The following is a 24,116-nucleotide window of genomic DNA, read 5'->3' on the forward strand; positions in this document are numbered from 1 at the left end:
CGACCCGTTCTCCCGTGTGCGCCGCACGGCCGCCGGACCCTGGCGACGCCCCCCAAGAGGCTTAGTAGGTGAGCGGTCGTTTCCGGCGAACGGGTGGAGGGCCGTGGCATTCGGGTGAATTCTGCTCGGGCTGTGCACGCGGCTCCGCTCGCGCCGCGTGACACTCGACAGCGGGGCCCACTGATCATCATTCCGCGGCGCATGCGTTCACCCGGGCCCGGCCGCGGCGATTTCCGTGGCTGGTAGACAGCCCCGAGGCGGAGGTAGGTCGCGCGTGGCGGTGAACGGAAACCCGACCGTCAGACGACGCCGTTTGGGCGCGGAGTTGCGCCGGCTCCGTCTGGCCCGCGGACTGACCAGCACGCAGGTGGCCGAGCACCTGTTGATCTCCCAGCCCAAGATCAGCCACTTGGAGACCGGCCGCCGCGGGATCAGCCCGCGCGATGTGCGGGACCTGTGCGGCCTCTACGGGGTCACAGACCAGCAGGTCGTCGACTCGTTGATGGAGATGGCCCGGGAATCGAACCGACAGGGCTGGTGGGTCGCCTGCGGGGAAGTCCCGTACGCCGTCTACATCGGCCTGGAGACGGCAGCCGCTTCTGTCCGGTCCTACGAACCCCTGGTGATCCCCGGCCTGCTGCAGACATCCGCCTACGCGGCAGCGGTCACTGCGGAAACGATCCCTCTGGTCACGGAGGAGGAGATCGCCGTGCGCCTCGAGGTACGGCTGCGCCGTCAGTCCCGCGCCCACCACCCAGCCCGGTCTTTCCGTCTAGAGGTAGTGCTGGACGAATCAGCACTGCGCCGCCTGGTCGGCAGCCCCGAGATCATGCACGAACAGCTCGAGTACCTGAACCGCCTCGGCGAGCAGCCGCACATCACCGTGCAGGTCCTCCCGCACAGCGCGGGAGCCCATCCGGGAATCTCTGGACAGTTCTCCATCCTCGACTTCCCAGACACCGCCACGGGGACGGTGTATCTGGAGCGGTTCACCAGCGACCTCTACCTGGAGAAACGATCCGACGTGCGGCACTACGGCGCCATGTTCGACCACCTGCAGAACCAGGCCCTGAACCCGGAGCACACCCGCCGCTTCATCACCCGTGCCGCCGAGGAGCTGCCGGCCGCCGCAGCGCTGCCCGCCCGGCCGTGACCGCCGCACCGGCCGCAGGTCGCTGCGGCGCGCGTGGTGACGCGCGCGTGGCGACGGCGCATCAGCGAGTGGGCGGTTCCTCCCTGCCGATGGAGGCGCGCAGCCCCAGGACGCGGCGAGCCCGCACCCCCGGCCGGGGGTGCGGGCTCGCTCGGATCCGGGCCGCAGGGATCAGGCGGGGCGGCCGCCGAACGGGCCGCCGGTGCCGTAGTAGGTGCCCAGCTCCTCCCGGTACCCGGCGTCGCCGAGGTGCTTGTCCCGGTGGAACTCGGGGGCGGCCTTGATCTGTTCCTTGGTGCGGTCGACGAAGATCTTCCGATCCTCGGGGTCGACCTTGACGACCGTGCTCGCGGGCAGCAGGACCTCCTTGCCGAAGATCCATACGCCGGTGTCCACGACCAGGTAGGCGTCACCGACCTCGTCGGAGTGCTTGTCGACCTTGCCGATGCTCCCGTCGGTCGCCTCGACCTTGTAGCCGGTCAGGTCCGTACCGGCCAGGTGGCCCGCGGTCGGCTGGTAACTCCACACATGTTCAGTCACGCGAAAACAACTCCTCCGGTCAACGGGGGACGGCGGGGAAATGCTTCTCCGCCGATCCTCCTTGTTCCGTACGTCGTGCTCGGCGGATGTGCTGCGTTCCGCCTGGACTTCGCCTGCCCCGCTTCAACCGCTTCACGCACCCGCATCGACGGCAGGACCGGGACGGTCCCCGCCATGTAGTGCCCGGGTCATGAGGACGCCTTGCTCCGTACGGCTCAATCGACGGCTCGGGAAGGCGGCTTGGGGGCAGGAGACCACCATGGACAGCAATCGCGAGATGGACTCGGAACACCAGGTGCCCGAAGGCGTCGACGAGAAGACACTGCGCGCCCTGGGCGCACTCTCGAAGGCTCTGGAGACCACGGAGCGGGCCCGCGGACACCTCTACGGATTCCACCAGCTGACCGGGACCGCGGACTTCGAGCTCGGCGACGCCGTCCGGCTCCTGCGCGAGGCGGGCCACGAGGAGCAGGCCGCACGCCTCGAGCGCGACATCGTGGGCCGCAACGTCATCCCGGGACACTGGACGTTCCAGATCATCGAGGCCTACGACTCCACCTACCATCGGCCCTTCACCGCAATGGAAGGCGACATTGTCGACGAGCTGGCCGGCGGGCGTGAGCACCTCCTGGAGGCCCGCCTGAAGACGATCCGCCGCACCCACGGCCATCCGGACCACACCGCCACGCCGCCCGCCTCCTGAAACGAGGGCCGAGTCCGGAGGGAGGGGAGCCCGCCGGTGTCGCTCACGCCGCCGGGTACCCTCCGACCGCCCGGCGATACGCCACGTGCCCGCCGAGGGCGCCGGTGACAGCGACGGCGGCCAGCCCGCCGAGGGACCACAGCCGGCCCTTCGCCGGGCGGCCGCGCAGCCGCGACGTCAGGGACACGGCGTAGCAGGCCACCGCGACCGCGTTCGAGGCCGCGTGGGCGAGGCCGACCCGGGCCTGTTCGGGAGGCAGGTCCGCCCAGTCCACCCAGCCGGCCACGGCTGCCGGGGCGATTCCGGCCAGGCCGACGGAGACGAGCGTCTTGCTCGCACGTTGCGTCCCGGGTACGACGTCGAGCACGGCGGACGAGAGCCAGCATCCGATGGGTACCTGCACCAGTACGGGATGCAGGGGGTGCCCGAGCGGCCTGCCACGCAGCACATCACGCATCCCGCCCAGGGGGAGTGCGCGGATGCCCCGCTGGAGCACCCTGATCGCCGGATCGGCGACCGTGGTCCGTTCCAGCCGGTCCAACGCGGTCAGCCACCGGGTCGAGGCAGTGTCGAGTACTGCGGTCCGCCCGGTCACGGCCGAGGCGTCGGGAGTGCGTGAGTTCATGCTCGACGCCTACCCGGTGTCACGCCGCGATCCCGCCCCGGTCCCCACTGGCACCCGAACGACAGGTCTCCCGTCAGGGCGCTCGCGCGGGCCTGTCCGTGCCCCCGGATCTCGGCGGTCCGGACGGCCGGAGAGGTCATGCGCTGGGGACGGCCAAGGGATCGGACGGGGCGGTCTTCTTCCCCGCTTCCATCTGTTCGCCGAGTTCGGTGAGGCGGTTGCGGCCCATGGCCTTGCGGACCTCGGGGAACCACTCCTTCTCCTCTTCCTCGACGTGGTGGCGGACGTTCTCCATGAGGACCGTCATCTTGGCGTCGAACCGCTCGTCGCTCGCGTCGAGCCCCTTGAGTTCGGAGAGCATCCACAGCACGACGTGGTGCTCCTCGATGCTTTCCAGGACGTGGTCCTTGGTGTCGGGGTCGGCCTCGCGGGCAGCGGGGTAGAAGATCTTCTCCTCGATCCAGGTGTGCGTGGTGAGTTCCTCGATCACCTGGTCGGCGATCTTCCGCTTCGTGGCGTGCGCGTTGTCGCCGGCCTTCTCGAACTGCTTGAACAGCTTCTCGACCGTTTTGTGGTCTTCCTTGAGCAGTACGATCCCGTCCACCAGGTCTCCTTCGATCGTCCATCGGGGGCGCGGTCGACCGCCCTGACCCCGTGTACCCGGTGGGGTGGTGGTGACACTGTTGGCCGGGTGGGATGCCTCGTACGGACGACCTTCCGTACGCCGAACGCCGACGCTTCTCCAGCCCGTCGGGGGACCCCGGTCCCGCGCGGGACCGGGGCGGGCACGGATCAGAGGGCGGCGGGGAACCGGTCCCAGGCCCGGTGCTCGCCCAGCGCCGTCGTGGCGGCGGCCACGACCGCGCTGCCGCTGTCGGCGACGGCGATGCCGGGGTCGTCTGCCGTGATGCCGGCGGATTCGAGGAGCCGTTCCGCGCCGTTCCAGCCGCCGATGGCCTTGCCGTGCCGGTACGCCTCGGTGAGGAGCAGCAGTACGCGCGGGTCGGGGGCTTCGGGGGGCTGGGCCGTGCCGGCCTTTGCGTCGCGGGCGCCGTACGCGTCCGCGCCGGACTGGGGCACTCCGGCCAGGAGCAGGGCGTCGAATTCGACGGAGCGGGCGGTGGCGAAGGTCCGCTGAACGGCGATCGGGTCGTCGTCGCCGTCACCGTCGAGGGTGCCGCCGGTCGGGGCGATGACGAGGGGCACCATTGCGGAGTCCAGGACGGCCTGGCGGGCGGCCCGTACGCCGTCCAGGTCGGCCGTGGCGTCGGCGACGATGCCGATCACGCGGCCGTCGGTCGGCCAGGTCCCGCCCATCTGGGAGAGGGCGGGGCTGGGGTCGGCCGCGACGAGTGGCACGGTGGCGGCCGGTGCCGGCAGCCCGAGGCCCGTGGCGACCTGCTCGCACAGCTGCGGATCGATGTTCGCCAACACCTTCAGGCTGCGTTCCTTGACGGCCTGCTCATAGCACTTGCTCAGCTCGAAGGTGTAGGCGGCGATGATGTGTTCGCGCTCGGGCGGGGTCATGCTGAGCCAGAAGAGGCGCGGCTGGGTGAAGTGGTCCGAGAACGAGGCGGGCGCCTCACGGACCTTGCTCGCCTCAGGAACGGTGAAGGGTACCTCGATGAAGGCGGCCGCATCGGCTCCGGCGAGGAACGGGCATCCGCCGTCGAGACTGTTGGGCCGGTAGGGGGCGACGCCCGTGTGGACGGCGCTCTGGTGCATGCCGTCGCGCAGCATGTCGTTGACGGGGGCGTGCGGCCTGTTGATGGGGATCTGGCCGAAGTTGGGGCCTCCGAGGCGGCTGATCTGCGTATCGAGGTACGAGAAGAGCCGGCCGGCGAGCAGCGGGTCGTCGGTGACGTCGATGCCCGGAACCAGGTGTCCGGGGTGGAAGGCGACCTGCTCCGTCTCGGCGAAGTAGTTCTTGGTGTTGGCGTTCAGGGTCATCAGACCGATCGGCTGAACGGGTGAGCGCTCCTCCGGCACGATCTTGGTGGGGTCGAGGAGGTCGATGCCCTCGAAGGTCTGGTCCTCGGTGTCGGGGAAGACCTGAATGCCCAGCTCCCATTGCGGGAAGGCGCCGGATTCGATGGCGTCGAAGAGGTCCCGGCGGTGGAAGTCGGGGTCCATCCCGCTGATCATCTGCGCTTCCTCCCAGACGAGGGAGTGCACGCCGAGTCTCGGCTTCCAGTGGAACTTCACCAGCACGCTCTCGTCGGCCGTGTTGACCAGACGGAAGGTGTGGACGCCGAAGCCTTCCATCATCCGCAGCGACCGCGGGATGCCGCGGTCGGACATGTTCCAGATGGTGTGGTGGGTGGCTTCGGTGTGCAGGGACACGAAGTCCCAGAACGTGTCGTGCGCGCTCTGTGCCTGCGGGATCTCGCGGTCCGGATGCGGCTTCGCGGCGTGGATGACGTCGGGGAACTTGACGGCGTCCTGGATGAAGAACACGGGGATGTTGTTGCCGACCAGGTCGAAGGTTCCCTCGTCGGTGTAGAACTTCGTCGCGAACCCTCGGGTGTCGCGCACGGTGTCGGCCGAACCGCGCGAGCCGAGGACCGTGGAGAACCGCACGAACACCGGCGTCTCCACGTCCTTGGCGAGGAACGCGGCCTTCGACACTTCGCCGGCCGTTCCGTAGCCCTGGAAGACGCCGTGAGCGGCGGCACCACGCGCGTGGACGACCCGCTCCGGGATCCGCTCGTGGTCGAAGTGGGTGATCTTCTCGCGCAGATGGTTGTCCTGCAGCAACACCGGGCCGCGGGGGCCGGCCTTCAAGGAGTGATCGGTGTCGGGCAGCCGTGTCCCTTGGGCCGTCGTGAGGTACGTGCCGCTCTGCGCCACGCGTGCCTGGTCCACCCCCGTCGCCTGTCCGGTCGGCCCCACCGTCTCGGGGCCGTCCTGGTCGGGCTTCGGCGGTAGGGGTTCCGTGGGCTCCGTCGGCTCGATCAGCGGCGGAGACTCGGGGGCGGGCTTGCCCGGCAGCCCGCTCTTGGCGGTGCCGGTCGATGACTGCTGCTTGCTCATGATCCTTCTCCTTGGGGCCGCCGACGTGGTTAGACGGGCGAGAGCCGTGACTTCCCCGGTCCGGGCTGCGCGGTGCGCGGCGTCCCGGATCTCCGGCCAGGCGTCACCGTCGCCCATGTCGGTCTTCACGCCGGTTTTCACGCCGTGGTCGGCGATCCGGACGGTCTTGCCGGTGACCCCGTGCTCGGCGAGGCGGCCATCGTCTGCTCGGCCAGCAGCTGGGAGCTCGACGGCGCGGCGGAGGGGGACAGAGTGCAGACGAGCGCGACAGCGCGGAGCGGCGTGTGATTGTTGGGGTCCATGGTGTTCCGGCTACCCGCCCATCCCTCTTTGATGTCGCAAGCTATGCGATTCGTCCATATTTGCTCCGTGGCGCGGGGGTGGAAGCCACGGAAACGGTACGTCCACGGGGCCTGCGGCGACGGGCGGGGAAGGCGGGACGCTCAGCGCCTCACGTCCGCGTCAGCCGCCGGTGAGCCCTCCGCGCAGCGGGGTGGACGGAAGTCAGCGCCAGTCTCATCCCGAGGGCGAGCTCGTGCAGCTGGCCGAGCAACTGGGCCTGCACCGTCTGGCGGTCGAGGACGCGGTCCAGGCGCGCCAGCGGTCGAAGCGGGAGCGCTTCGGCGACGTACTGGCCGTCGCGCTGCAGACCCTGTGGTAGGTCGACGAGGAAACGGCGGTGGAGACGGGCGAGTTGATGGTCCTCGTCGGGCCCGTCACGCACTTACCGTCCGCCACGTCCGGTGGACCCGGCAGCCGAAGCAGCCCGCCGACTGGAAGCCGACCCGTCCATGCTGCTCTGTGGCCCGCTGTCGGTGCTGCACGCCGTGCTCGACGTCGTCGTCCGCGCATACGGCGAGGCCGCCGAGACGGTGCGCGCCGCGCTCGACCGGCTGGAGGACCGCGTTCTCGCCGCCCTCTCGTGTCGACCGCACCGAGGACATCCACTCCCTGGAGCGAGAGGTCCGTGAGTTCCGGGACGCCGTGCAGCCGTTGGTGCCGTCCTGCCCGGTCTTCCGAGCGGTCTGGCCGGCGAAGGGCGTTCGGCGAAGGCCCTGCCCTACTTCGGTGACGTGGCCGATCACCTCCACCGCACCGACACGACGACGTGCGGCGCATCTCCAGGGGCGCGCCCCGCGCGAGGGGCCTCGTTTCCGCATGCCGTACGGGCATGAGTTGCGCTGCGGGGGAAAGCCGGGGGGTATGACACCCCTACCGAGCCGAGCTCAGGGCCGTGACCGTGATCGTGCCGACACCGGGCGGGACCACTCCCTCGCGGGCCCGAGCGAGCGGGTCGAGGAGCGGGCCCCGGATCAGCCTTCCGACCTGCCCGCACGCTCCTGGCGGGCCGTACTGCGCGGCACGGTCGAGGAGTTCCGGAACGACGAGCTGGCCGATCGCGCCGCGGCCTTGACCTACTACGGGGTGCTGGCGCTCTTCCCCGCCCTCCTGGTACTCGTCTCCCTACTGGGCCTGGCCGGGGAGTCGACGACCGCGCGGCTGCTGGACGACCTTCAGCAGCTGACGCCCGGCTCCGCTCAGGACGTGATCAGGGAGGCGGTCGAGCAACTGCAGGCCCGCAGCGGCGTCGGATCGCTGATGGCGATCGTCGGCCTCGTCGTGGCGCTGTGGTCCGCCTCGGGCTACGTGGCCGCGTTCATCCGGTCCGCGAACGCCGTCTACGACGTGCCGGAGGGCCGCCCGATGTGGAAGGTGCTGCCGCTGCGCCTGGCGCTGACCGTCACGCTGATGCTCCTCGCCTGCGCCGGCGCGCTGATCGTCGTCTTCACCGGCGGCGTGGCGCGGCGCGCGGGTACCGCCCTGAGAATCGGGGACAGCGCCCTCACGGTGTGGTCGATCGCGAAATGGCCGGTCCTGGTCCTCCTCGTCACCATCACGATCGCGCTCCTGTACTGGGCGGCGCCGAACGCCAAGGGCCGTGGATTCAGGTGGGTGACGCCGGGGAGCTGCCTGGCCCTGGTGATCTGGATGGCCGCCTCGGCCGGCTTCGCGTTCTACGTCGCGAACTTCGCCTCCTACAACAAGACGTACGGCACGGTCACCGGTGTGATCGTCTTCCTGGTCTGGCTGTGGATCACCAACCTCGCCTTCCTCCTCGGGCTGGAGTTCGACGCGGAACTGGCCCGGCAGCGTGCGATAGCCGGAGGGCTGCCCGAGGACGCCGAACCCTATGTCCGGCCGCGTGGAACCCGTGCATGGAGCGATCAGGACCGCCGCCGCATGGAGCGGTGATCGCACGGTGCCGCGGAGCCTCCGCAGAAGCATCTGCTCGTGGCGCGGGTGCTCGTTGGTTTACCGGGTAGGCGCGCCATGACAAGGGCGTGCGCATCGCAAGAGGGGTCCCCGAGGCCGGCGCATCCGTCCCGGAGCAGACCATCGACAGCGTCAAGGCCGATCCGGCCGTGATCAAGGAGAAAGCGTTCCGATGACGAACGAACCCCGAACCGATATCGGCACACCCACCCCCGACGAGCTGCGCGAGCAGGTCGAGCGCACCCGCGACGAACTCGGGCAGACCATCGAGGCGCTGGCGGACAAGGCCGACATTAAGGCACAGGCGCGAGAGAAGACGGCCGCCATGAAGGAACAGGTCGCCGCAACGGCCGGCGCGGTCGCCGACCAGATCCGTACGAAGACCCGGTATGCGGCGCAGCTGGTGAAGGACACGACGCCCGAGCCGGTCCTGGACCAGGCGGGCCGGGCCGCGAGCGTGGCTCGCACCCACCGCAAGCCGCTGCTCGTGGCCGGCGGCGCCGCTCTGATCGTCCTCCTCTTGGTGCGGCGCAGCCGTCGAAGCCGATGAAAGCGTCCGAGGTCGCGTACAGGCCGGTGGGTCTGGCCCTGGGCGCTGTCAGCGGCATGATCGCAGGGGCGGCATTCAAGCAGGTCTGGAAGATCGTCGAAGGGGAGGGCGACGCTCCCAGCGCTACGGACGAAGACCGCTCCTGGAAGCAGATCCTGATCGCCGCCGCCATCCAGGGCGCGATCTTCGCCGTGGTCAAGGCTGCTGTCGACCGCTCGGGTGCCGTGGCCACACGTCGCGTGACGGGCACCTGGCCGGCCTGACCCCCGCGCCGCCCTGCGCGCCACACCACCGGCAGGGCCCTGCCGAGACACCGAGTGGCCGCGTGTGGAAATAGCGGGAAAGGGCGAGGGAAGGCCCATATTCGTCTGATCCTCTGAAGATCGACGAGAATTCGGATGGGCCGCTCAGATCGGGGCAGCAGCAGGATGCCCGCCATTTTCCGCGGTCCGCTCCGCGGGCCGCATTCGAATCCGGGAGGTACGCGGTGCCCGCCACGGCTCTGTCCTTGCCCCCGTTCCCGGTCGCCCTGATGGCCCTTCCGGGCGTCTACCAGCCGCAGGCGGACACCCTGTTCCTTGCGGAGGCGCTCTCCCAGGAGGAGCTCGGGCCGAGGACCGACGCGCTGGAGATCGGTACGGGCACCGGTGCGTTGGCACTGCACGCCGCGGGCAGGGGAGCCCGGGTCACGGCGGTCGACGTTTCCTGGCCCGCCGTGGTCACGGCGCGGCTGAACTCCTTGCGCCGGCGGCTGCCGCTGCGCGTCCTGCACGGTGACTTCGCGGCGCGTACCGCCGGGTGCCGCTTCGACCTGGTGGTCACCAATCCGCCGTACGTCCCGGCCCCGGGGGTCCGGCTGCCGTCGCGCGGGCCGGAGCGGGCCTGGGACGCCGGTCCCGACGGGCGCGGGGTCATCGACCGGATCTGCGCCGGCGCCCCGGCCCTGCTGCGTCCCGGGGGCGTCCTGCTCATGGTGCACTCCGCGATGTGCGGGGCCGGTGAGACCCTCGATCGCCTGACCGGGGTGGGGCTGGCCGCAGAAGTCACGGCGAGTGCCTCGGTGCCGTGGGGACCCGTGCTGCGTTCGCGACGAACCTGGCTGGAGCAGCGGGGTCTGGCGGCAGCAACCGACGAGTGGGAAGAGCTGGTGATCATCCGTGCCCGGTCCCTCTGACAGCTCCCCGGCCCCGGCCCGGGCCTCCGTAAGGGCGCCGGCCCGCCGGGTATCGGTGGACCCGCAGGGCCCGGTCCTGGTCGAGGGGCCGGTCGAGATCGTCCTGGACGACGGGACGGTCGCCCGGTCCGACCGCTTCATGGTCGCGGTGTGCACCTGCCGCCGCAGCCGTGCCTACCCCTGGTGCGACACCAGCCACCGCTGTCGCGAGCGGGGCGGCTCGCCTCCCGAGGACAGGAACCCGCGATGACCCCTCCGCGCATGAGCTTGAGCTCGACCAAGGTGGCGTCGGCCGCCGGCCCCCGTCTGGTCGAAGGGTGCGGCGAGCTGTCCCGCGCCGTGACCGAGGCCCTGCGATCCGGCGGCCCGCCGGTGTACGCCACGGGGTCCGTACTCAAGGCGGACCCGTGGGGTGAGGACCTCCAGCTCGCCCTCTACCTGCTGTACGAGCTGCACTACCGCGGCTTCGACGGAGTGGACGACGAGCGCGAATGGGACCCGGAGCTGTTGCGGCTGCGCCAGTCGATGGAGACCCGGGTCCTGCACGCCCTGCGCACCGAGCTGTCCGACGCGCCCCGAACGGTCGAGGAAGCCTTCGCCCCGCTCCTCGTCGAGCCCGTGGACCTTTCCGGCAGTCTCAGCCACCACCTGGAAACCGGCGGCGAGCTCTGGCAGTTGCGCGAGTACGCGGCCCTTCGTTCGCTGTACCACCTCAAGGAGGCCGACCCGCACGCCTGGGTCATTCCGCGGCTCACCGGACGGGCCAAGGCCGCCATGGTCGCCATCGAGTACGACGAGTTCGGCGCCGGCCGCGCCGACCGCATCCACGCACGACTCTTCGCGGACCTCATGGTCGACCTGGAACTGGATCCCCGCTACGGCCGCTACCTGGACCGCGCGCCGGCGCCGCTGCTCGCGACCGTGAACCTGATGTCCCTCTTCGGGCTCCACCGAGCCCTGCGCGGCGCGCTCGTCGGCCACTTCGCGTGCGTCGAGGTCACCTCGTCGCCCGGATCCAGGCGCCTCGCCAAGGCCATGCGGCGCTGCGGAGCGGGACCTTCGGCCGAACACTTCTACGCGGAGCACGTCGAAGCCGACGCCGTCCACGAACAGGTGGTGCGCCACGAGGTGATCGGAGGCCTGCTGGCCGACGAGCCGGACCTGGAGGCGGACATCGCGTTCGGGTGCGCGGCGACCGTCCTGCTGGAGGACCGCCTCGCGACCCACCTCCGCAAGGCCTGGGACCAGGGGCGCAGCGCCCTGCGTTCGCCCTTGCCGGGGCCGTGAGGGCGGGCTCACGACCACAGGGAGCGACGCGCCGGCCTCTTCAGGCACGGCGCGCCGCTTCCTTCGGCGGATGGTGCATGGGCCACGGTTCTTCGGAACGACACGGGCTGCCGTCAGCGGTGGGCGGCTCGGTGGCCGAACCAGTGGCCTCGACCGCGGGGGGCGTCGGTCACCGGAGCACCGGTCTCGGCACGGGGGGCGTCGGCGATCGGAGTCCCGGTCTCGGCGCGGGCATCGTCGCGTTGCTTGATCAGATCGTCGCGCTCGCGGTCGACGACGGCGGCCTCACGGCGTGACGTGCCGAGTTCCCGTCGGGCCTGCGCCGAGCGACGGGCCGAGCGACGGGCGCCCATCATGACCAGAGTCAGACCCAAGAGGGCGGCGGCTCCGACGATGATTCCGCTGAGAAAGAGCGATCCGGTTGAACCGGTGACGTGGTAGCCGAAAATCGAGAAATCGCTGCCGACGCCGAGATCGTGCCCCGCGCCGGCATTGCCGAATACTCCGGCCAGGCCGACGATGATGGCGGCGATCAGAATGATGAGCCCGAGGATGAGAATCATGGAATTTCTCCTTGGATGCGCGCCCGAACAAACCGCCGGACACGGCTGGCGTCTACCCCGGTTGTGAACCGTCAAGCCGAAGCGGAGAACATCACTGCTCAAACGGGAATTGCGTCCTGTGGACCATCGGGCTCATTCTGCTCGTCATGACCTTTAGCCGGATCCTCGGCGCGGCCGGTCACGCGGTCGGCGGCCGCCGACATCCGGCGACAGCGCAGTCAGGGAAGGCGTAGCGCCAGTACGACGACGTCGTCTCCGGGAGCCGGGTCCGCGGGCCTGTTGCTGATCCGGTGGAGCAGTTCGGGCAGCGGACGGTCACCGTGGCGGGCGAGCAGGGCGACGAGTTGGGCGAGGGAGGCATCGATGTCGTGGCCGCGGCGTTCGATGAGCCCGTCCGTGTAGAACAACAGCGTCGAGCCCGCGGGAAGGCCGCGCCGAGCCTCGGTCCGGTGGAACGGCCCGAGGTCCCTGTGGAGGAGGATGTCGTGCTCCTCCAGGAGGGTCACTCGGCCGTCGGGGGTACGGAGCAGCGGCGGCGGGTGGCCGGCGTTCGACCAGGTCAGCGTCCAGTCGGGACCGCCGTCGGCGAGGTCGAGGCGTGCGTGGACCAGCGTGCCGCCGGCCTCGATGGGCAAGACCGAACAAGCGGCATCGAGGGCGGTCAGCGCCGTGGCCGGGCTGTACGGCGGGTGGTCGAGGGTGGCCTGCCGCAGCATGCTGCGGATTTGGCCCATGATCGTGGCTGCGTGCATGTCGTGGCCTGTGATGTCACCCACCGTCACCATGAGGGCTCCGGGTTCGCCGCCGGGTGAGGCGGGTGGTAGGTGATAGGCGTCGTACCAGTCCCCACCGATCATGTCGCCGACCGCGGCCGGCTCGTACAGGGCGCTGATCTCGATGTGGTCGGCAACGGGGAGGTCGGTGAGCATGGCTTCCTGGAGCTGCCGGGCCACGGAGATGCGTTCGTCGAGGTGCAGCGCGCGTTCCACCGCCTGTGCGATGTAGCCGGAAGCGGCGGTGAGCGTGGCCCGCTCCGTGACCCCCACCTCGTGCCGCTTGGCCCAACAGACGGCGAGTACGCCCAGCAGGGCGCGGCTGCCCCAGAGCGGCAGGCACAGCACGGTGGTGAAGCCCATGCGGTCGAAGAAGCCGACCGCCTCGGGGCTGTACCCGGCGACGAGCGCCTCACGGTCGGGCACGAAGACCGCCCGTCGTTCCCGCATGGCCCGGGTGCTCGGGAACGCCGCGCTCGCGGGCAGCGTGAGGACCTCCCGTTCCACCGAGTGCTCGACGTCTGGGTCGGCAACCCGGTGGAGTTCGTCCTTGTCGGCGACCAGCAGGCCGACGTACGAGGGCTTTCCGGCACCGACGAAAAGGTCCCGCAGCCGGCGCCGGACGTCCTCCAGCCCGGACGTCTGGGCCAGTTCCTCCGAGGCCCTCAGCAGCAGCTCGGCGTGGTCCATGCCGGCCTGGGCTTCCTGCTCCAGGCGCTCCGCGTCGCTCCGGGCCCGCTCGGCGGCGGCTCGCGCGGTCTCCAGCACCTTCTGTGCGGACCGGCTCTGCGCCGACAGGATGCGCAGGCGCAGCTCGGCGGAGCAGGCCGCGGCCAGATCCATCAGGTCGGCCAGTTCGCCGTCACCCCACGTCCGCGGCTCGTGGTCGACGGCGCACAAGGAGCCCAGGACCAACCCGTCGGCGTCGGTCAGCGGCGTTCCTGCATACGCGATGAGCCCGAGATCCCCGATGGCCGGGCTGCTACGGAGCCGGTCGTCGGCGCGGGCATCGGGCACGACCAGAGGCTGCCCGGAGGCCACCACGTACCGGCAGGGCGAGTGCGACAGCGGCAGCGCGCGGCTCACCGCCCAGGGCTCCTGCAGACCGAACAGTCCGGGCAGGATCTGCCGCTCCTCCTCGACCAGCGAAACGAAGGCCACCGGCACGCGGAGCAGTCGTGAAACCAGCCGGGCGAAGCGGTCCATCCCGGTATCGGAAGCTGCCGAAAGCCCCGCCAACCTCAGGGCCCGCGGCCGTGCGCCGCCCGGGTCCACTCCGGATTCCGCGCCCTGTTTCGGCATCTGCCCTCCGGCCGCGCTGCACTTGAAACCCTCAACGGCATGGTAGGCCAGCGGCGGGCTGCTTCGCCGGTCTACGGTGGTACGGGCGCGTGCGCCGAAGGGGCGGCTCCCGGCCGCCGGGTCGGTGCGAAGGGCTGAGCCGGCTCCGGCTACCGCCCGCCCGAGGCCGCGCGTGGTGAAAGTCGCGACTGCGAGGTGTGCACCCGGCCCACGGAGGATCTGGCGGAGCCGATGTTCGAACTGGCCCTGCTGCTCCCGAGGACCGGATTCGGGGAGCCGAGGCCCTAGAAGTCGAACCTGATCAGCTCCTTGCCCACGCTGGAGTCGTACGGTCCGTGCCGCGTTCTGAGCACCGGATCAACGGCGGACACTCCGAGGGAACAGCAAGTGGCACAGTTTGTCATCTACGGGATGTCGGACACCGAGATCTCTAAACGGCTCGGAATCTCCACGCACACCGTCAGGGACCATCTCAAGAAGGTCTTCGACAAGACGGGGACGAACAGCCGAGGCCGACTGCTCCACATCCTCTACTTCACCCACTACCGACCAGACATCGAAGCCGGCTGTGTCATGGAAACCCGCGGGTGGTTCACGACATCCAGCTCCGATCCGGCACAGGCTTTGCGCTGACAGAGGATCGAACGTGGAGCTGCGGTGGTCTTGACGGGAACACTCCGGCGAGGCCGGATTTGGTGATGAGTCCCGAGAGTTTTTGTCCGGGAGATCATCGAGGCGATGGTGACAGGTGACGACGTGCGGATCGACTGGCCGCTACGTCTGCCGGTGCAGCGGCAAGCCTTGCTGACCTGTTCGATCTACGGGGGCCGGCGCATGGACCTGCGCTCGGGCTGCGGGGAGAGGAACTGACCGATTGCCGATGTGGCTGCGGGCGAATTACGCGGTACTGGCGGCCTGGTCGGACGCGGGCTGGAACCAGCCCGCCTTTGATGCGAACACACCGGTGCCGGCCATCACGCTCCCCAAGCCAGGCCCGGCGCCCCGGCCGGGCTCTGCCGCATTCCCGTTGACGGGGCTGGCTCTGCCACCTGGGGGCGGTGGCACGCTGCCTGACGGCGGAGCGAAGCCCGCACGTTGCGTACGGCGTCGGTGGTGGCGGTATGGCGGGCGGGGTGGCCACGGCCATCACGACGCCGGTGTCCGCGCGGTGCCGGTACAGCCACAGCACGACGGAGACGGCTGCCGCGGTTCCGGCGGCCGGGCCGAGAGCGGCTACCAGACAGGCCGGGCGGTGCTCGTTGATCAGCCGGTCGAACTTCCTGGCCAGCGCTTCTCTCTGCTCGGTGCCGACCGGGTCGTGGACGGTGACCCGGCCCTTCGAACCGAGCACGCCACCAGTTCCGCACCCTGGCTGCCGGATGCGAACGTGGCAGTTCCACTCATCCGGCAGCCCTGCCAACGGCCCCAAGGCGGTGGCGCGGGCAGCCATTCGACTCCTGTGACCGGCTACGGGCACAGCCCCTCGTCCGGCGTCCCGTCAACACGGGGCAGCGTGTTGGGTGACCGTGCGGTGGCCTGCGCAGTTGCCTGTACGGAACTTCCGGCCCGCCAGCGCCATAGGTCACGGGCTTCGCGGTCAGTGCCCTGGCACCGCCTCGCGGGCGCGAAGGGGGTGCTTGGGCTGTTCAGGCGCTCCTTGGCGCCGCTTGGTCGAATCATGAAGCGTCATCAGGGTGTCCGGGAAGGCCGTGGTGGTGAGGGGCCCAGGTTGGCGCGTGCCGTCCTCCTGGGTCTGCCCCGAGCGGGTGCACGAGGTACCCGCGAGAGCCGTTGCCGAGATGACCGCTGGATGCGGTGGCGTGTGGCGGTCGGAAGGCGAGAGGCAGCTTGAATGGCTATTTCTATGTTCTCCCCTGATCCGCTCTTCGCGTCCAGGCGCCGCACCAGACGTGCCACAGGCTGGCAGCGGTCGAGGATCAGCCGAGTCGGGGCGGTGGCGGCCCTGGGTGCGGCGCTCGTGCTGTGCTGTCCCGGCGTCGCGCTGGCCGCCCCGGGCGACCTGGATCCCAGCTTCGACACCGACGGCAGAGCGACCGCCGACTTCGGCGGTACCGACGAGGGCCGCGCGATGGCGCTGCCGGCCGACGGCAGGATCATGGTCGCGGGCCGCACGGGCGGTGACTTCGTGCTGGCCCGGTACAACACCGACGGCAGCCTGGACACCACCTTCGACACGGACGCAGGTCGGCCACGATGTAAGGGGTGATCATGGTGCATCCCGGGGATCCGTAACAGGTGATCACGGTCGGCGTCGAAGAAGAGTACTTGCTGGTGGATCCAGCAACCGGGCTGCCGGCGCCCCTGGTCGAGGAGGTCCGCCGTGCGGCCGGGCTCGGACCCCTCGTGGAGGATGGTGAAGTCCAGCACGAGCTGCTGCAGGGTCAGATCGAGGTGGCCACTCCCGTGTGCACAACCCTGGACGAGGCGGGGGCCATCTGTTGCGGCTGCGCCATGCGGTCGCCTCGGCCGCAGAGGCGAACGGCTGCCGGATCGCTGCCACGGGTGCGGCGCCGCTGCGAGGGCCGGTGCGCCCCGCATGACGCCAGGGGGGAAGGGCGGCATGCGGCGGGGCCCGCTCCGGAAGACCCCCGCCCCCCAGGCGGCAGCTTCCGGTATCCACGCGTCTACTGACCTTGAAGCACGTAGCCCGCAGAGAGGGCCAAGTCCTTCTGCGCTCGGTCCGGGACGGGTACGCCAGGCACTTCGACTCCTCGGGTTGCCTGTCGGACAAGAACCTGGGCAGCCATCACAGCATGGAGGGCAGCTTCGATCCGGGCTTCGCCTGTGTTGCTCCAACGAGGCCCTAGGAGAGCCCGATGACGTGGTGGTCGTGCGGTTCGACGATGCCGGAACCCACAGAGGCCACCAGGATGCGCTGGACCGCCCGCAGCATGCCCACCCTGGACTTTCGGCCCGGACATCGCCCTGGACGTCATGGTCGGCAAGCGCCAAGACCTGGCCCGGCGCGATGACCACCTGAGGGGGCTGACCAGGTTCCTGCTCGACGCTGACGAAACCATTGGCGCGCCCGGCATCGCACGCCCGGGATACTGCGCACTGTGGTGGGAGTGCCCAGGACCGGCTGCTGTGAGCGCGCTCAGCACTGGGCAAGCCTTAGGGGGCCTGGGCAAGCCTTTCCGGTGCAGGGCTTGCCCAGACCTCCGGCTAAGGGCACTCCCGCCCCGGGCCCAGGACGTCGGCGTAGATCCGGGCCCGGACACCGGGTTTGCCGGGATCTCGATGCACCGGGCCGATGCCCGAAATCGCCCAGCGTTTTTCCAGCGCGGCCATAACGGCCTGGACGGAGTCCTCGCTCCCGCCGGTGATGTCCAGCACCACCAGGCCGGGCTCCGCGATGTCCTGCTCGTCGATCGGCTTCATCTCCCGGGCACGTTTTTGCTGGCCGAGCGGGACGCCGGCCGGGCACTGGCCGCCTGCGAGCGGTACTTCCACCCCACCCGACCCGACCCCGCACTGCCGTGACCCGCGTACTGCGTCGTATCTCACTGTGCCCCGGTCGTTGGCGCTACCGCGCTCCGCCGTCGATGGTGTTGCCTGGGACGGCGGGGCACGGTCGGGTGGCCCCCTACCAGGACCACTTCGTCGGCGGCTTCACTTCTTTCCTGTCCTTCTTGTCCTTCTTGACCTTGTGGATGAGCGTTTCCGGCGCGTCGCGGTTCGAACGGTAGCTGGCGTCACCGGAGTAGACGGCGGTGATCAGGTGGGTACCGTGTGCCGGTCCGTCCACGATCAAGGAGGCGACGCTGCAGTTGCCGCCGGCGGGCCTCAGCTGGGCCGTGCCGACGGGAGCGGCGTCGACGGCGAAGGCAACGGTGCCGGTCGGCCGGGGCACGTTCGGTCCGCTGACGGACGGGCACACGAGATCCGTCAGACGGACCGGCTTCCCCGGCTGCGACGGGTTCGGGTGGGACTCCAGGTAGGTGATCACGGCACCCGGCAGCGTGTACGAGATGGTGACCAGCCCGCTTCCGGCGTTCGCGCCGGTGGTGAAGGTACTGCCGGCCGGTCCCGCACTCGAACCGCCGCCACCGCCGCCCGCCCCCGAGAACTCGACGTTGGTAATGCCTCCGCCTCCGCCGCCTCCGCCGCCGTTCACTCCTCCGCCTCCGCCACCGCCACCGGTGATCCCGCCCGCGTCGCCGGTCCTGCCCGTTCCGCCGATTCCGCCCGTGCCCAGCACGCCGGGCTGGCCGTTTCCGCCGTTGTTGTCACTGCCCGTGCCGCCGGCCCCGCCCGTACCGGGGCCTGTCGGGGTGGCCCCGCCGCCGCCCTGGCCACCGGTGGTGTTGGCGCCGCCGGTGCCGTTGGTCCCGTTCACCCCGGACTGGCCGCCGGCACCGCCGCCACCGCCTGACAGCTCGTCGGTGGCACCTCCGCCGCCTCCGCCGCCGGCCGTGACGAGCCGGGAAGCCAGGTCCAGGGTTCCGGAGCGAACGTCCGACGCACCGCCACCGCCACCGCCGTAGGCGGAGTCCGAGGAGCCGCCGGTGCCACCGCCGTTGAAGCCACCGGTACCCGGGGCGCTGTCCGTCCCGACCCCGCCCGCGCCGCCGACGTTGACCTGGAGCGTCTGGCCCGACACGACGGTCAGAGTGCCGTCCACCTCGGCACCGGCACCCCCGACGCCTCCAGGGTTGTCATTGCCGGCCGCCGCGCCCCCGGAAGCGCCCCGGGCATCCACGGACAGCTGCGTCACCCCGCTGGGCACGGTGAACGTCTGCGCCGCCCCGGTGTAGTCGAACGTGCACACCACCTGGCTGCCGGTCTGCACACAGCCCTGGGCAGCGGCCGGGGCCGCCAGGAGCGGCACCAAGGCCAGGGACATCCCCGTGGCCAGGCTTGCTGTCGCCAGCGCGCGAAGACGCGGCCGGGGCCGGGGACGACGGGCGATGACAGGATCGTGTGGAACGGCCATGTGAGGTTCCTCCTCGTTGCTGCCGCATCGCCGGCCGCAGAGGAAGAGCGGTCAGCGATCGCAGCCGCGGCCCGAAGATGCAATGCCGACAAGACCGCGGGCTCTACGACGGGCCCGCAACACGGATGATCACCACGGTCCCCGCGCGTCTCTTGGCGGCGCGCCCTTCGGTAGCCCGTTCGGTCGAACACATGCGTGCGGGCCGGTGGACACCCGGCCGCCGTGCCGGAAGCGGATACACCGACCGGGAGGCACGCGCGGGTTGCCGCTCACCGGCAAATGTGTTCGCTCGCGGACCTTTAAGCCAGAGCAGATGCAGGTCGGGCGACGGGGCTGGCCGCCGCATCGTCATCCTCGAGGGCCAGTTGGAAGAAGCTCAGCGGATCAACGCCGAGTATCGCCGTGCCGCCGGTTCGGTGAACCCCTCGGCCTCGGCTTGCGGACGGCTCCCGAGCGGCGCGACCATCGGTTCGGGCCGTCTGGTGCCCGCATTCGGGCGGGCACGCATCAAGCCGGCCGATCGCGGCGAGGTGGGACGGCATGGACTTCCGTGTGATGCCGAGGCGTTTCGGGCCGACGGTGTACCTCGCCCCGTCCGGTGAGCCTGCAGCACGTAGGCCAGACCCCGGTCCTCCAGGCCGTGGCGGAAATCGGCGTTCGCGCCGTAACCGGTGTCTGCGACCAGCGCGGCGGGCCCAACGTGCCCGAGTACTGCCGGGACACCCTGGGTGATGCGGTGCCGTCTTTGGGGAAACCGGTGTCGTCCACCACCCACACCTCGGGCCGCACCGCCCGCACCGCCCGCCATGCCAGCCGAGCCCGCACGTCCTCGACCGGCCAGGTCGAGGACGTCATGAACTGCTGCAACCGCTGATGGTCCACCCCGAGGCGCTCGGCCATCGGCTGCATCGACTTGCGTCGGCCGTCCAACAGCAGGCCCCGCAGATACAACTGGCCCGCCTCCAGCCGGCCCCGCCGCACCAACGGCGCGAACACTTCGGAGGCGAACTCCTCCAACCGGCCCCGCATCGCAGCAAGCTCCCCAGCCCTCATACAACCAGCGAACTACCGAACACCCTACGTGACAAGGCCCAGTAACAAAGCACTACTAGGCGAAGGAGAACCAGTTGACGTTGACGAAGTCGGAGGACTGGCCGCTCTCGAAGGTCAGATAGACGTCGTGGGTTCCGGTGGTGCGGCGGATGTCGGCGGGGACGGTGCGCCAGGCCTGCCAGCCGCCGGTGTTGGCGACGGCGAAGCCGCCGACCGGGGTGGCTGTGGGGCTGTCGAGGCGGACCTGGACCAGGCCGCTGACTCCGCCGGCGGCCCCGGAAGCGACGCGGGCGTCGAAGCGGGTGGCGCCGGTGGAGCCGAATGCGACGGCCGAGAACTTGAGCCAGTCGCCGTTGGACAGATGGCCGACGTCGGATCCGCCGCCGTCGGAGCAGGCCTCGACCTGTGCTCCGGACTGGGCGTTGAACGCCTCGGCCTGGATGGTGGTGAAGGCGCTGACCCCGCGGCCCGGGGCGGTGGCGGTCGGCGTGGGGGTTGGTGTGCCGCCGCCGGCCACACCGCCGACCGTGATGGTCCAGCGGCCGGGGGTGCCGGATTGCACCTTGCCCTCGAAGTCGACTCCGGCCGGGTGAACGTCGTCATACGGGAAGGCGTACCCGAGATGGTCGGGGGTGGCGTTGTGCAGGATGCGGGCGTAGTGGTTGGTGCGCGGCCGGGTGTAGAAGGCGGCGGGCTTCTCGGCTGTCGGCTGGTGGGGGTTGTCCAGCAGGGTGGTGCGGTTGAAGGCGGCGGCGAGCCGTGCGCTGAGATTGCCCATCAGGTCGTTGCCCGTGGTGAAGGGCGCGTCGCTGCAGGAGAAGATCGAAAGGGTGGACGGCTTGGCGAAGCTGCCGACTCCGGGGAAGGCGAGGACGTCGCCGTTCACCCGGCCGGTGACGGTTCCCCAGGTGAACTGGGTGTCGATGCGCAGGTCAGTGGAGCGGTACTTGTTCCACACCTCGTTTACGTAGCCGTCGAAGTAACCGCGGAACAAGGCGCTGTTGCCGCGGATTGCCAGATTGGGGCTGAGTACGCGCAAGTCGCGGCCGCCCGCGGTGACGATCAGCCGGCTCCAGTCGCTGCTGTCGGCGGCGGACTGGGCCCGCAGCGCGGCGGCGACCCGGGACAGTCCGTCGGCGGGCAGCCCGCGCACCGTCTGGGTGCCCTGCCCGGTCTCCAGTTCGAAGGCGATCGGCAGCGAGACCATGTCGACGAACGTGATGTTGGCGTACAACTGATCGCTGTTGAAGGTGAATTCGCAGAAGTCGTGAGCAACGTTCGTGTTGGGGTCGGTAGGGTTGCTCACCGACGGCAGGGCCAGGCCGCCGCCGCGGTTCACCAGGAAGGTGAGCTTCGTGCCGACGGAGAAGTAGATACGGCCGCTGTCCAGGCGCGGCAGCGTCACCCTCCGCGCTTCGGCGCCGGACGCGTTGAGCGGGATGGCACAGTCGACCCCGAGCGGGGTCTGATCGTTGGCCGGAGCTGGCGGGTGGTACAGGCTGGAGCCGTTGGCCTGGATGAAGGCCCAGGCGCCGCCGGCCGCGGGGTCGCGGCCGAGTACATAGGCGTACACCGTGTTGTTGCCGGTGGTGTTCAGCAGGTCCAGGGGGAGCGTGGCGGTGGTGGACGCGTTGGCGCTCATTTCGAGCCAGGCTGCCGCGGCGGGCACGGCCAAGGCCAGGCCCGCTGTCACGGCGAGGAGTTTCCTACGGGGCATAGTTCGTTGGTGGCGAGCCGTCACGGTAGGGATCCGTTCTTCGTGAGGTCAGGCGGGGGAGCGGTCGGACGCAAGGACGGGGGAAGGGAGGGCGGCGGGGCTGGTGGGTCAGCCGACCGTCCACTTCTGGTTGGCAGCGTCGGCGCAGGTCCAGGTCTGCAACCGGGTGCCGTCGGCAGAGGAGTTGCCCTTGGCATCCAGGCACTTGCCCGCACCGGTGTTGGTGAGGTCACGGGCGGCGGTGTACGTCCACTTTTGGGCGTTGGTGCCGTTGCAGGTGTAGAGCTGGACGACGGCGCCGTCGGCGGTGGAGCCGCCCGCGACGTCTAGGCACTTGCCGAGGGCGCGGACGGTGCCGTCGCCCCCGATGGTCCACTTCTGGGCCGCGCTGCCGGTGCAGTCGTGCAGCTGGATGGGGGTGCGGTCGGCGGTGGAGCCGCCGGCGACGTCGACGCACATGCCGCCGATCCCACGGATCGGGCGTGCGGCGGGGGCGCTGGCGGAGGAGGCGCGGACATAGTCGACGGTCATCGTCTGTGGGAAGGCCGTGGAGGCGTCCGGGCTGCCGGGCCAGTCCCCACCGACCGCCAGGTTGAGGACGACGAAGAACGGGTGGTCGAAGACCCACTTGTTGCCACCGGTGTCGGCCGGCGTGAGGGTCTTGTACGTGGTGCCGTCCACCGACCAGACGAGCGAGTTCGGGCTCCAGTCGACGGCAAACACGTGGAAGTCGTCGGCGAAGGCGCGGCCGCCAGGCAGGTGGTTCGCGGCGCCGAGGCCGCCCGCTCCGGAGTAGCCGGGGCCGTGCACCGTACCGTGCACGGTGTTGGGTTCGCGGCCGATGTTCTCCATGATGTCGATCTCGCCGCTGTTGGGCCAGCCCACGCTGCCGAGGTCGTTGCCGAGCATCCAGAAGGCGGGCCAGATGCCCTGGCCGCGCGCGATTTTGATGCGGGCTTCGAAGCGGCCGTACGCCTGGGTGAAGGTTTTGGCGGTGTTCAGCCGGGCCGAGGTGTATTGGCACTGGCCGTACCAGCAGCCGAGGCTGGCGTCGGTGTTCTTCCGCGCGGTGATGACGAGGTTGCCCTGGCCGTCGAGCGCGGCGTTCGAGGTGCTGTTGGTGTAGTACTGCAGCTCGTGGTTGCCGAAGCCCGAACCGCCGGTCTCAAGCGTCCACTTGGTGGCGTCAGGAACGCGGCCAGGCGCACCGTCGAACTCGTCGGACCAGGTCTGCGCGACAACTGCGGCGCCGGCGTGCGGGGCGACCGAACGGGTGAAGGACATGAGCGCCACCGCGACCAGGGCGGTGGCCACGAGGAGCGCCACGCCGCCGAGAGAGCGGCGACGTGCGCGATGAGCAGCAGCCATGGGCATGGTTCCTTGTCTGGGTGGGGGAGGAGGAGAGGGGCCAAGCCGGGCGAGCCGTGAAGAGTGACGGGAGGGGTATGAGAGCGCTCCCACACGTGATGCAATGTCACCCGAGACAGCGAGTATTACGGAGGGGTAACCGTCATGGCAACGTCAGGTGCCACTCCTCGCACGCCTCTGAGCTGCGGTTTTCTCTTGTGGCCTTCGGCTTAACGATCTCTTAAGGCTGGCTTGATGCAGAGAGGTGTGAAACGGAGCGTCACGTGATCGTCGGCCGGCAGATCGAGGCGCCCACGGGTGCCTCGGCGGCGCCGCGTACCAGCTGGTCCGGGATGGTGTCCCAGCCGAGCACCACCGGTACGGTCCACCAGCCGCTGTGGATGCCGACGTACGCGTAGTCGTTGCCGGGGAACGAGGATCCTTGGAAGGTGCCCATCGCGGACCCGTCCCAGCCGCGCACGGCGGCCCCCGCCTGCCCGCAGTGCCCAGCCGTCACGAAGCCGCCGTACACGGAGAAGCCGATCGAACAGCGGACGTTGCCGGTGGAGGACGGGTCGCCGCCGACGGTGCCCGCGGCGTACGTACGGCCCGCCTGCGCCGTCTCGGCGACGGTGACGGGGCCGCCCGCCCGGGCCCGGTCGACGAACGCCCGTACGGCGGGGGCTTCGCGCTCGGTTCCTGGTGGGTGTCAGCCGATGGTGATGGGGGTGGGGGCCGGCCGCTCACCCACCTCGACCTTGACGCCACGGCGGGAGACGGCCGGGCCGCCCAGCGAACCGTCGACTACCTGCGCGGCCTTCTCGTCACCTACCAGGTGCTGCCGGAGCAGGACGAGCTATCCGCCCGGATCGAACGCCACCTTGACCGGGTCGCCGCCCGGTACCCCGAGCACGCCCTTCTGCTCCGCTCCTACGTGCGCTGGTCACTGCTGCCGCGCGCCCGACGCCACGAGCGGCTGCGCGGCGGCGGGTTCCTCGGCCGGGTCCGCGCGGCCTACTCCCGGATCAACAGGGCCGCCGAGTTCCTGACCGCGATGGCCGCGCA

The 24,116-nt window shown here is 70.2% G+C and carries 22 protein-coding genes and 5 pseudogenes; 13 read left to right on the forward strand and 14 right to left on the reverse strand.

The genetic code is table 11. From position 1 onward, the window contains the following. Nucleotides 1-274 precede the first annotated feature (274 nt). Nucleotides 275-1,153, forward strand: a complete 879-nt coding sequence (locus OG386_RS43530) for a helix-turn-helix domain-containing protein (RefSeq protein ID WP_328792822.1) — start codon at nucleotides 275-277, stop codon at nucleotides 1,151-1,153. Nucleotides 1,154-1,324: 171 nt separating this feature from the next. On the opposite strand, the gene OG386_RS43535 is transcribed toward OG386_RS43530, so the two are convergent. Continuing rightward, nucleotides 1,325-1,693, reverse strand: a complete 369-nt coding sequence (locus tag OG386_RS43535) for a PRC-barrel domain-containing protein (RefSeq protein WP_328792823.1) — start codon at nucleotides 1,691-1,693, stop codon at nucleotides 1,325-1,327. Nucleotides 1,694-1,952: 259 nt separating this feature from the next. Here OG386_RS43535 and OG386_RS43540 point away from each other — a divergent pair, with 259 nt between their 5' ends. Then, nucleotides 1,953-2,396, forward strand: a complete 444-nt coding sequence (locus tag OG386_RS43540) for a hypothetical protein (RefSeq protein WP_328792824.1) — start codon at nucleotides 1,953-1,955, stop codon at nucleotides 2,394-2,396. 43 nt (nucleotides 2,397-2,439) lie between these two features. Here the strand turns inward: OG386_RS43540 and OG386_RS43545 are convergent, their stop codons facing one another. The 4 genes and pseudogenes from OG386_RS43545 to OG386_RS43560 form a co-directional block, all read right to left on the reverse strand. Then, a complete protein-coding gene (locus OG386_RS43545) occupies nucleotides 2,440-3,021 on the reverse strand; it encodes a DUF2231 domain-containing protein (protein ID WP_328792825.1) in 582 nt (193 codons plus the stop codon). 136 nt (nucleotides 3,022-3,157) lie between these two features. Next, a complete protein-coding gene (locus OG386_RS43550; protein ID WP_328792826.1) occupies nucleotides 3,158-3,625 on the reverse strand; it encodes a hemerythrin domain-containing protein in 468 nt (155 codons plus the stop codon). Between the two features lie 188 nt (nucleotides 3,626-3,813). Beyond that, nucleotides 3,814-6,054 (reverse strand): catalase, encoded by a 2,241-nt coding sequence (locus tag OG386_RS43555; protein ID WP_328793559.1) that lies wholly within the window; start codon nucleotides 6,052-6,054, stop codon nucleotides 3,814-3,816. 81 nt (nucleotides 6,055-6,135) lie between these two features. Then, nucleotides 6,136-6,356, reverse strand: a pseudogene (locus OG386_RS43560) (NADPH-dependent oxidoreductase); the annotation flags it as partial. A 191-nt stretch (nucleotides 6,357-6,547) separates the two neighbouring features. On the opposite strand from OG386_RS43560, the gene OG386_RS43565 reads away from it, so the two are divergent. Further along, a complete protein-coding gene (locus OG386_RS43565) occupies nucleotides 6,548-6,715 on the forward strand; it encodes a hypothetical protein (RefSeq protein ID WP_328792827.1) in 168 nt (55 codons plus the stop codon). 55 nt (nucleotides 6,716-6,770) lie between these two features. Here the strand turns inward: OG386_RS43565 and OG386_RS43570 are convergent, their stop codons facing one another. Further along, on the reverse strand, nucleotides 6,771-6,989 hold the full coding sequence (locus OG386_RS43570; RefSeq protein ID WP_328792828.1) for a hypothetical protein: 219 nt from the start codon (nucleotides 6,987-6,989) through the stop codon (nucleotides 6,771-6,773). A 268-nt stretch (nucleotides 6,990-7,257) separates the two neighbouring features. Here OG386_RS43570 and OG386_RS43575 point away from each other — a divergent pair, with 268 nt between their 5' ends. The 6 genes from OG386_RS43575 to OG386_RS43600 all read left to right on the forward strand — a co-directional run bounded on the left by OG386_RS43575 (nucleotide 7,258) and on the right by OG386_RS43600 (nucleotide 11,339). Next, nucleotides 7,258-8,307, forward strand: coding sequence for a YihY/virulence factor BrkB family protein (locus OG386_RS43575; protein WP_328792829.1), 1,050 nt, complete (start codon nucleotides 7,258-7,260; stop codon nucleotides 8,305-8,307). 193 nt (nucleotides 8,308-8,500) lie between these two features. Next, on the forward strand, nucleotides 8,501-8,878 hold the full coding sequence (locus tag OG386_RS43580) for a DUF3618 domain-containing protein (RefSeq protein WP_328792830.1): 378 nt from the start codon (nucleotides 8,501-8,503) through the stop codon (nucleotides 8,876-8,878). Next, a complete protein-coding gene (locus OG386_RS43585) occupies nucleotides 8,875-9,141 on the forward strand; it encodes a DUF4235 domain-containing protein (RefSeq protein WP_328792831.1) in 267 nt (88 codons plus the stop codon). Before OG386_RS43580 ends, OG386_RS43585 begins: the two co-directional genes overlap by 4 nt. 269 nt (nucleotides 9,142-9,410) lie before the next feature. Beyond that, nucleotides 9,411-10,052, forward strand: a complete 642-nt coding sequence (locus tag OG386_RS43590; protein ID WP_328793560.1) for a HemK2/MTQ2 family protein methyltransferase — start codon at nucleotides 9,411-9,413, stop codon at nucleotides 10,050-10,052. Further along, nucleotides 10,036-10,302, forward strand: coding sequence for a CDGSH iron-sulfur domain-containing protein (locus tag OG386_RS43595; RefSeq protein ID WP_328792832.1), 267 nt, complete (start codon nucleotides 10,036-10,038; stop codon nucleotides 10,300-10,302). The genes OG386_RS43590 and OG386_RS43595 overlap by 17 nt, the downstream gene beginning before the upstream one ends. Nucleotides 10,303-10,313: 11 nt before the next feature. Next, nucleotides 10,314-11,339 (forward strand): iron-containing redox enzyme family protein, encoded by a 1,026-nt coding sequence (locus OG386_RS43600; protein ID WP_328792833.1) that lies wholly within the window; start codon nucleotides 10,314-10,316, stop codon nucleotides 11,337-11,339. 113 nt (nucleotides 11,340-11,452) lie between these two features. Here the strand turns inward: OG386_RS43600 and OG386_RS43605 are convergent, their stop codons facing one another. Together OG386_RS43605 and OG386_RS43610 are read right to left on the reverse strand one after the other, a co-directional pair. Continuing rightward, complete coding sequence (locus OG386_RS43605) at nucleotides 11,453-11,902, reverse strand: hypothetical protein (RefSeq protein ID WP_328792834.1); 450 nt, start codon at nucleotides 11,900-11,902, stop codon at nucleotides 11,453-11,455. A 218-nt stretch (nucleotides 11,903-12,120) separates the two neighbouring features. Further along, entirely contained in the window at nucleotides 12,121-13,881 is a 1,761-nt protein-coding gene (locus OG386_RS43610) for a SpoIIE family protein phosphatase (protein ID WP_328792835.1), read from the reverse strand. 405 nt (nucleotides 13,882-14,286) lie between these two features. Here OG386_RS43610 and OG386_RS43615 point away from each other — a divergent pair, with 405 nt between their 5' ends. The 3 genes and pseudogenes from OG386_RS43615 to OG386_RS43625 all read left to right on the forward strand — a co-directional run. Continuing rightward, nucleotides 14,287-14,610, forward strand: a complete 324-nt coding sequence (locus tag OG386_RS43615; protein WP_328792836.1) for a helix-turn-helix transcriptional regulator — start codon at nucleotides 14,287-14,289, stop codon at nucleotides 14,608-14,610. A 1,321-nt stretch (nucleotides 14,611-15,931) separates the two neighbouring features. Next, nucleotides 15,932-16,204: a delta-60 repeat domain-containing protein gene (locus tag OG386_RS43620; RefSeq protein WP_328792837.1), complete on the forward strand. Its 273-nt coding sequence runs from the start codon at nucleotides 15,932-15,934 to the stop codon at nucleotides 16,202-16,204. A 29-nt stretch (nucleotides 16,205-16,233) separates the two neighbouring features. Next, nucleotides 16,234-16,517: pseudogene (locus tag OG386_RS43625) on the forward strand (glutamate-cysteine ligase family protein); the annotation flags it as partial. A gap of 646 nt (nucleotides 16,518-17,163) precedes the next feature. On the opposite strand, the gene OG386_RS43630 reads toward OG386_RS43625, so the two are convergent. Beyond that, nucleotides 17,164-17,451, reverse strand: coding sequence for a DUF6207 family protein (locus tag OG386_RS43630; protein WP_328792838.1), 288 nt, complete (start codon nucleotides 17,449-17,451; stop codon nucleotides 17,164-17,166). Nucleotides 17,452-17,584: 133 nt separating this feature from the next. Continuing rightward, nucleotides 17,585-18,934, reverse strand: a complete 1,350-nt coding sequence (locus OG386_RS43635; RefSeq protein ID WP_328792839.1) for an Ig-like domain-containing protein — start codon at nucleotides 18,932-18,934, stop codon at nucleotides 17,585-17,587. A gap of 332 nt (nucleotides 18,935-19,266) precedes the next feature. Between OG386_RS43635 and OG386_RS43640 the strand changes: the two are divergent. Continuing rightward, nucleotides 19,267-19,368 (forward strand): annotated as a pseudogene (locus OG386_RS43640) (MerR family transcriptional regulator); the annotation flags it as partial. Between the two features lie 259 nt (nucleotides 19,369-19,627). Here OG386_RS43640 and OG386_RS43645 read toward each other — a convergent pair. The 4 genes and pseudogenes from OG386_RS43645 to OG386_RS43660 all read right to left on the reverse strand — a co-directional run. Then, nucleotides 19,628-19,987: pseudogene (locus OG386_RS43645) on the reverse strand (transposase); the annotation flags it as partial. Between the two features lie 55 nt (nucleotides 19,988-20,042). Next, on the reverse strand, nucleotides 20,043-21,680 hold the full coding sequence (locus tag OG386_RS43650) for a beta-1,3-glucanase family protein (RefSeq protein WP_328792841.1): 1,638 nt from the start codon (nucleotides 21,678-21,680) through the stop codon (nucleotides 20,043-20,045). 132 nt (nucleotides 21,681-21,812) lie between these two features. Then, entirely contained in the window at nucleotides 21,813-23,072 is a 1,260-nt protein-coding gene (locus tag OG386_RS43655) for a family 16 glycosylhydrolase (protein WP_328792842.1), read from the reverse strand. Between the two features lie 274 nt (nucleotides 23,073-23,346). Beyond that, nucleotides 23,347-23,727 (reverse strand): annotated as a pseudogene (locus OG386_RS43660) (S1 family peptidase); the annotation flags it as partial. Nucleotides 23,728-24,116 lie beyond the last annotated feature (389 nt).

Origin of the sequence: Streptomyces sp. NBC_00273, assembly GCF_036178145.1 — a bacterium.
Classification (GTDB): domain Bacteria; phylum Actinomycetota; class Actinomycetes; order Streptomycetales; family Streptomycetaceae; genus Streptomyces.

Coding starts and splice junctions, on each gene's coding strand:
- OG386_RS43610 (WP_328792835.1), bottom strand. CDS start 13,881: ATGGACCGCTTCGCCCGGCTGGTTTCACGACTGCTCCGCGTGCCGGTG.
- OG386_RS43600 (WP_328792833.1), top strand. CDS start 10,314: ATGAGCTTGAGCTCGACCAAGGTGGCGTCGGCCGCCGGCCCCCGTCTG.
- OG386_RS43575 (WP_328792829.1), top strand. CDS start 7,258: ATGACACCCCTACCGAGCCGAGCTCAGGGCCGTGACCGTGATCGTGCC.
- OG386_RS43605 (WP_328792834.1), bottom strand. CDS start 11,902: ATGATTCTCATCCTCGGGCTCATCATTCTGATCGCCGCCATCATCGTC.
- OG386_RS43590 (WP_328793560.1), top strand. CDS start 9,411: ATGGCCCTTCCGGGCGTCTACCAGCCGCAGGCGGACACCCTGTTCCTT.
- OG386_RS43585 (WP_328792831.1), top strand. CDS start 8,875: ATGAAAGCGTCCGAGGTCGCGTACAGGCCGGTGGGTCTGGCCCTGGGC.
- OG386_RS43540 (WP_328792824.1), top strand. CDS start 1,953: ATGGACAGCAATCGCGAGATGGACTCGGAACACCAGGTGCCCGAAGGC.
- OG386_RS43545 (WP_328792825.1), bottom strand. CDS start 3,021: ATGAACTCACGCACTCCCGACGCCTCGGCCGTGACCGGGCGGACCGCA.
- OG386_RS43580 (WP_328792830.1), top strand. CDS start 8,501: ATGACGAACGAACCCCGAACCGATATCGGCACACCCACCCCCGACGAG.
- OG386_RS43555 (WP_328793559.1), bottom strand. CDS start 6,054: ATGAGCAAGCAGCAGTCATCGACCGGCACCGCCAAGAGCGGGCTGCCG.
- OG386_RS43635 (WP_328792839.1), bottom strand. CDS start 18,934: ATGGCCGTTCCACACGATCCTGTCATCGCCCGTCGTCCCCGGCCCCGG.
- OG386_RS43655 (WP_328792842.1), bottom strand. CDS start 23,072: ATGGCTGCTGCTCATCGCGCACGTCGCCGCTCTCTCGGCGGCGTGGCG.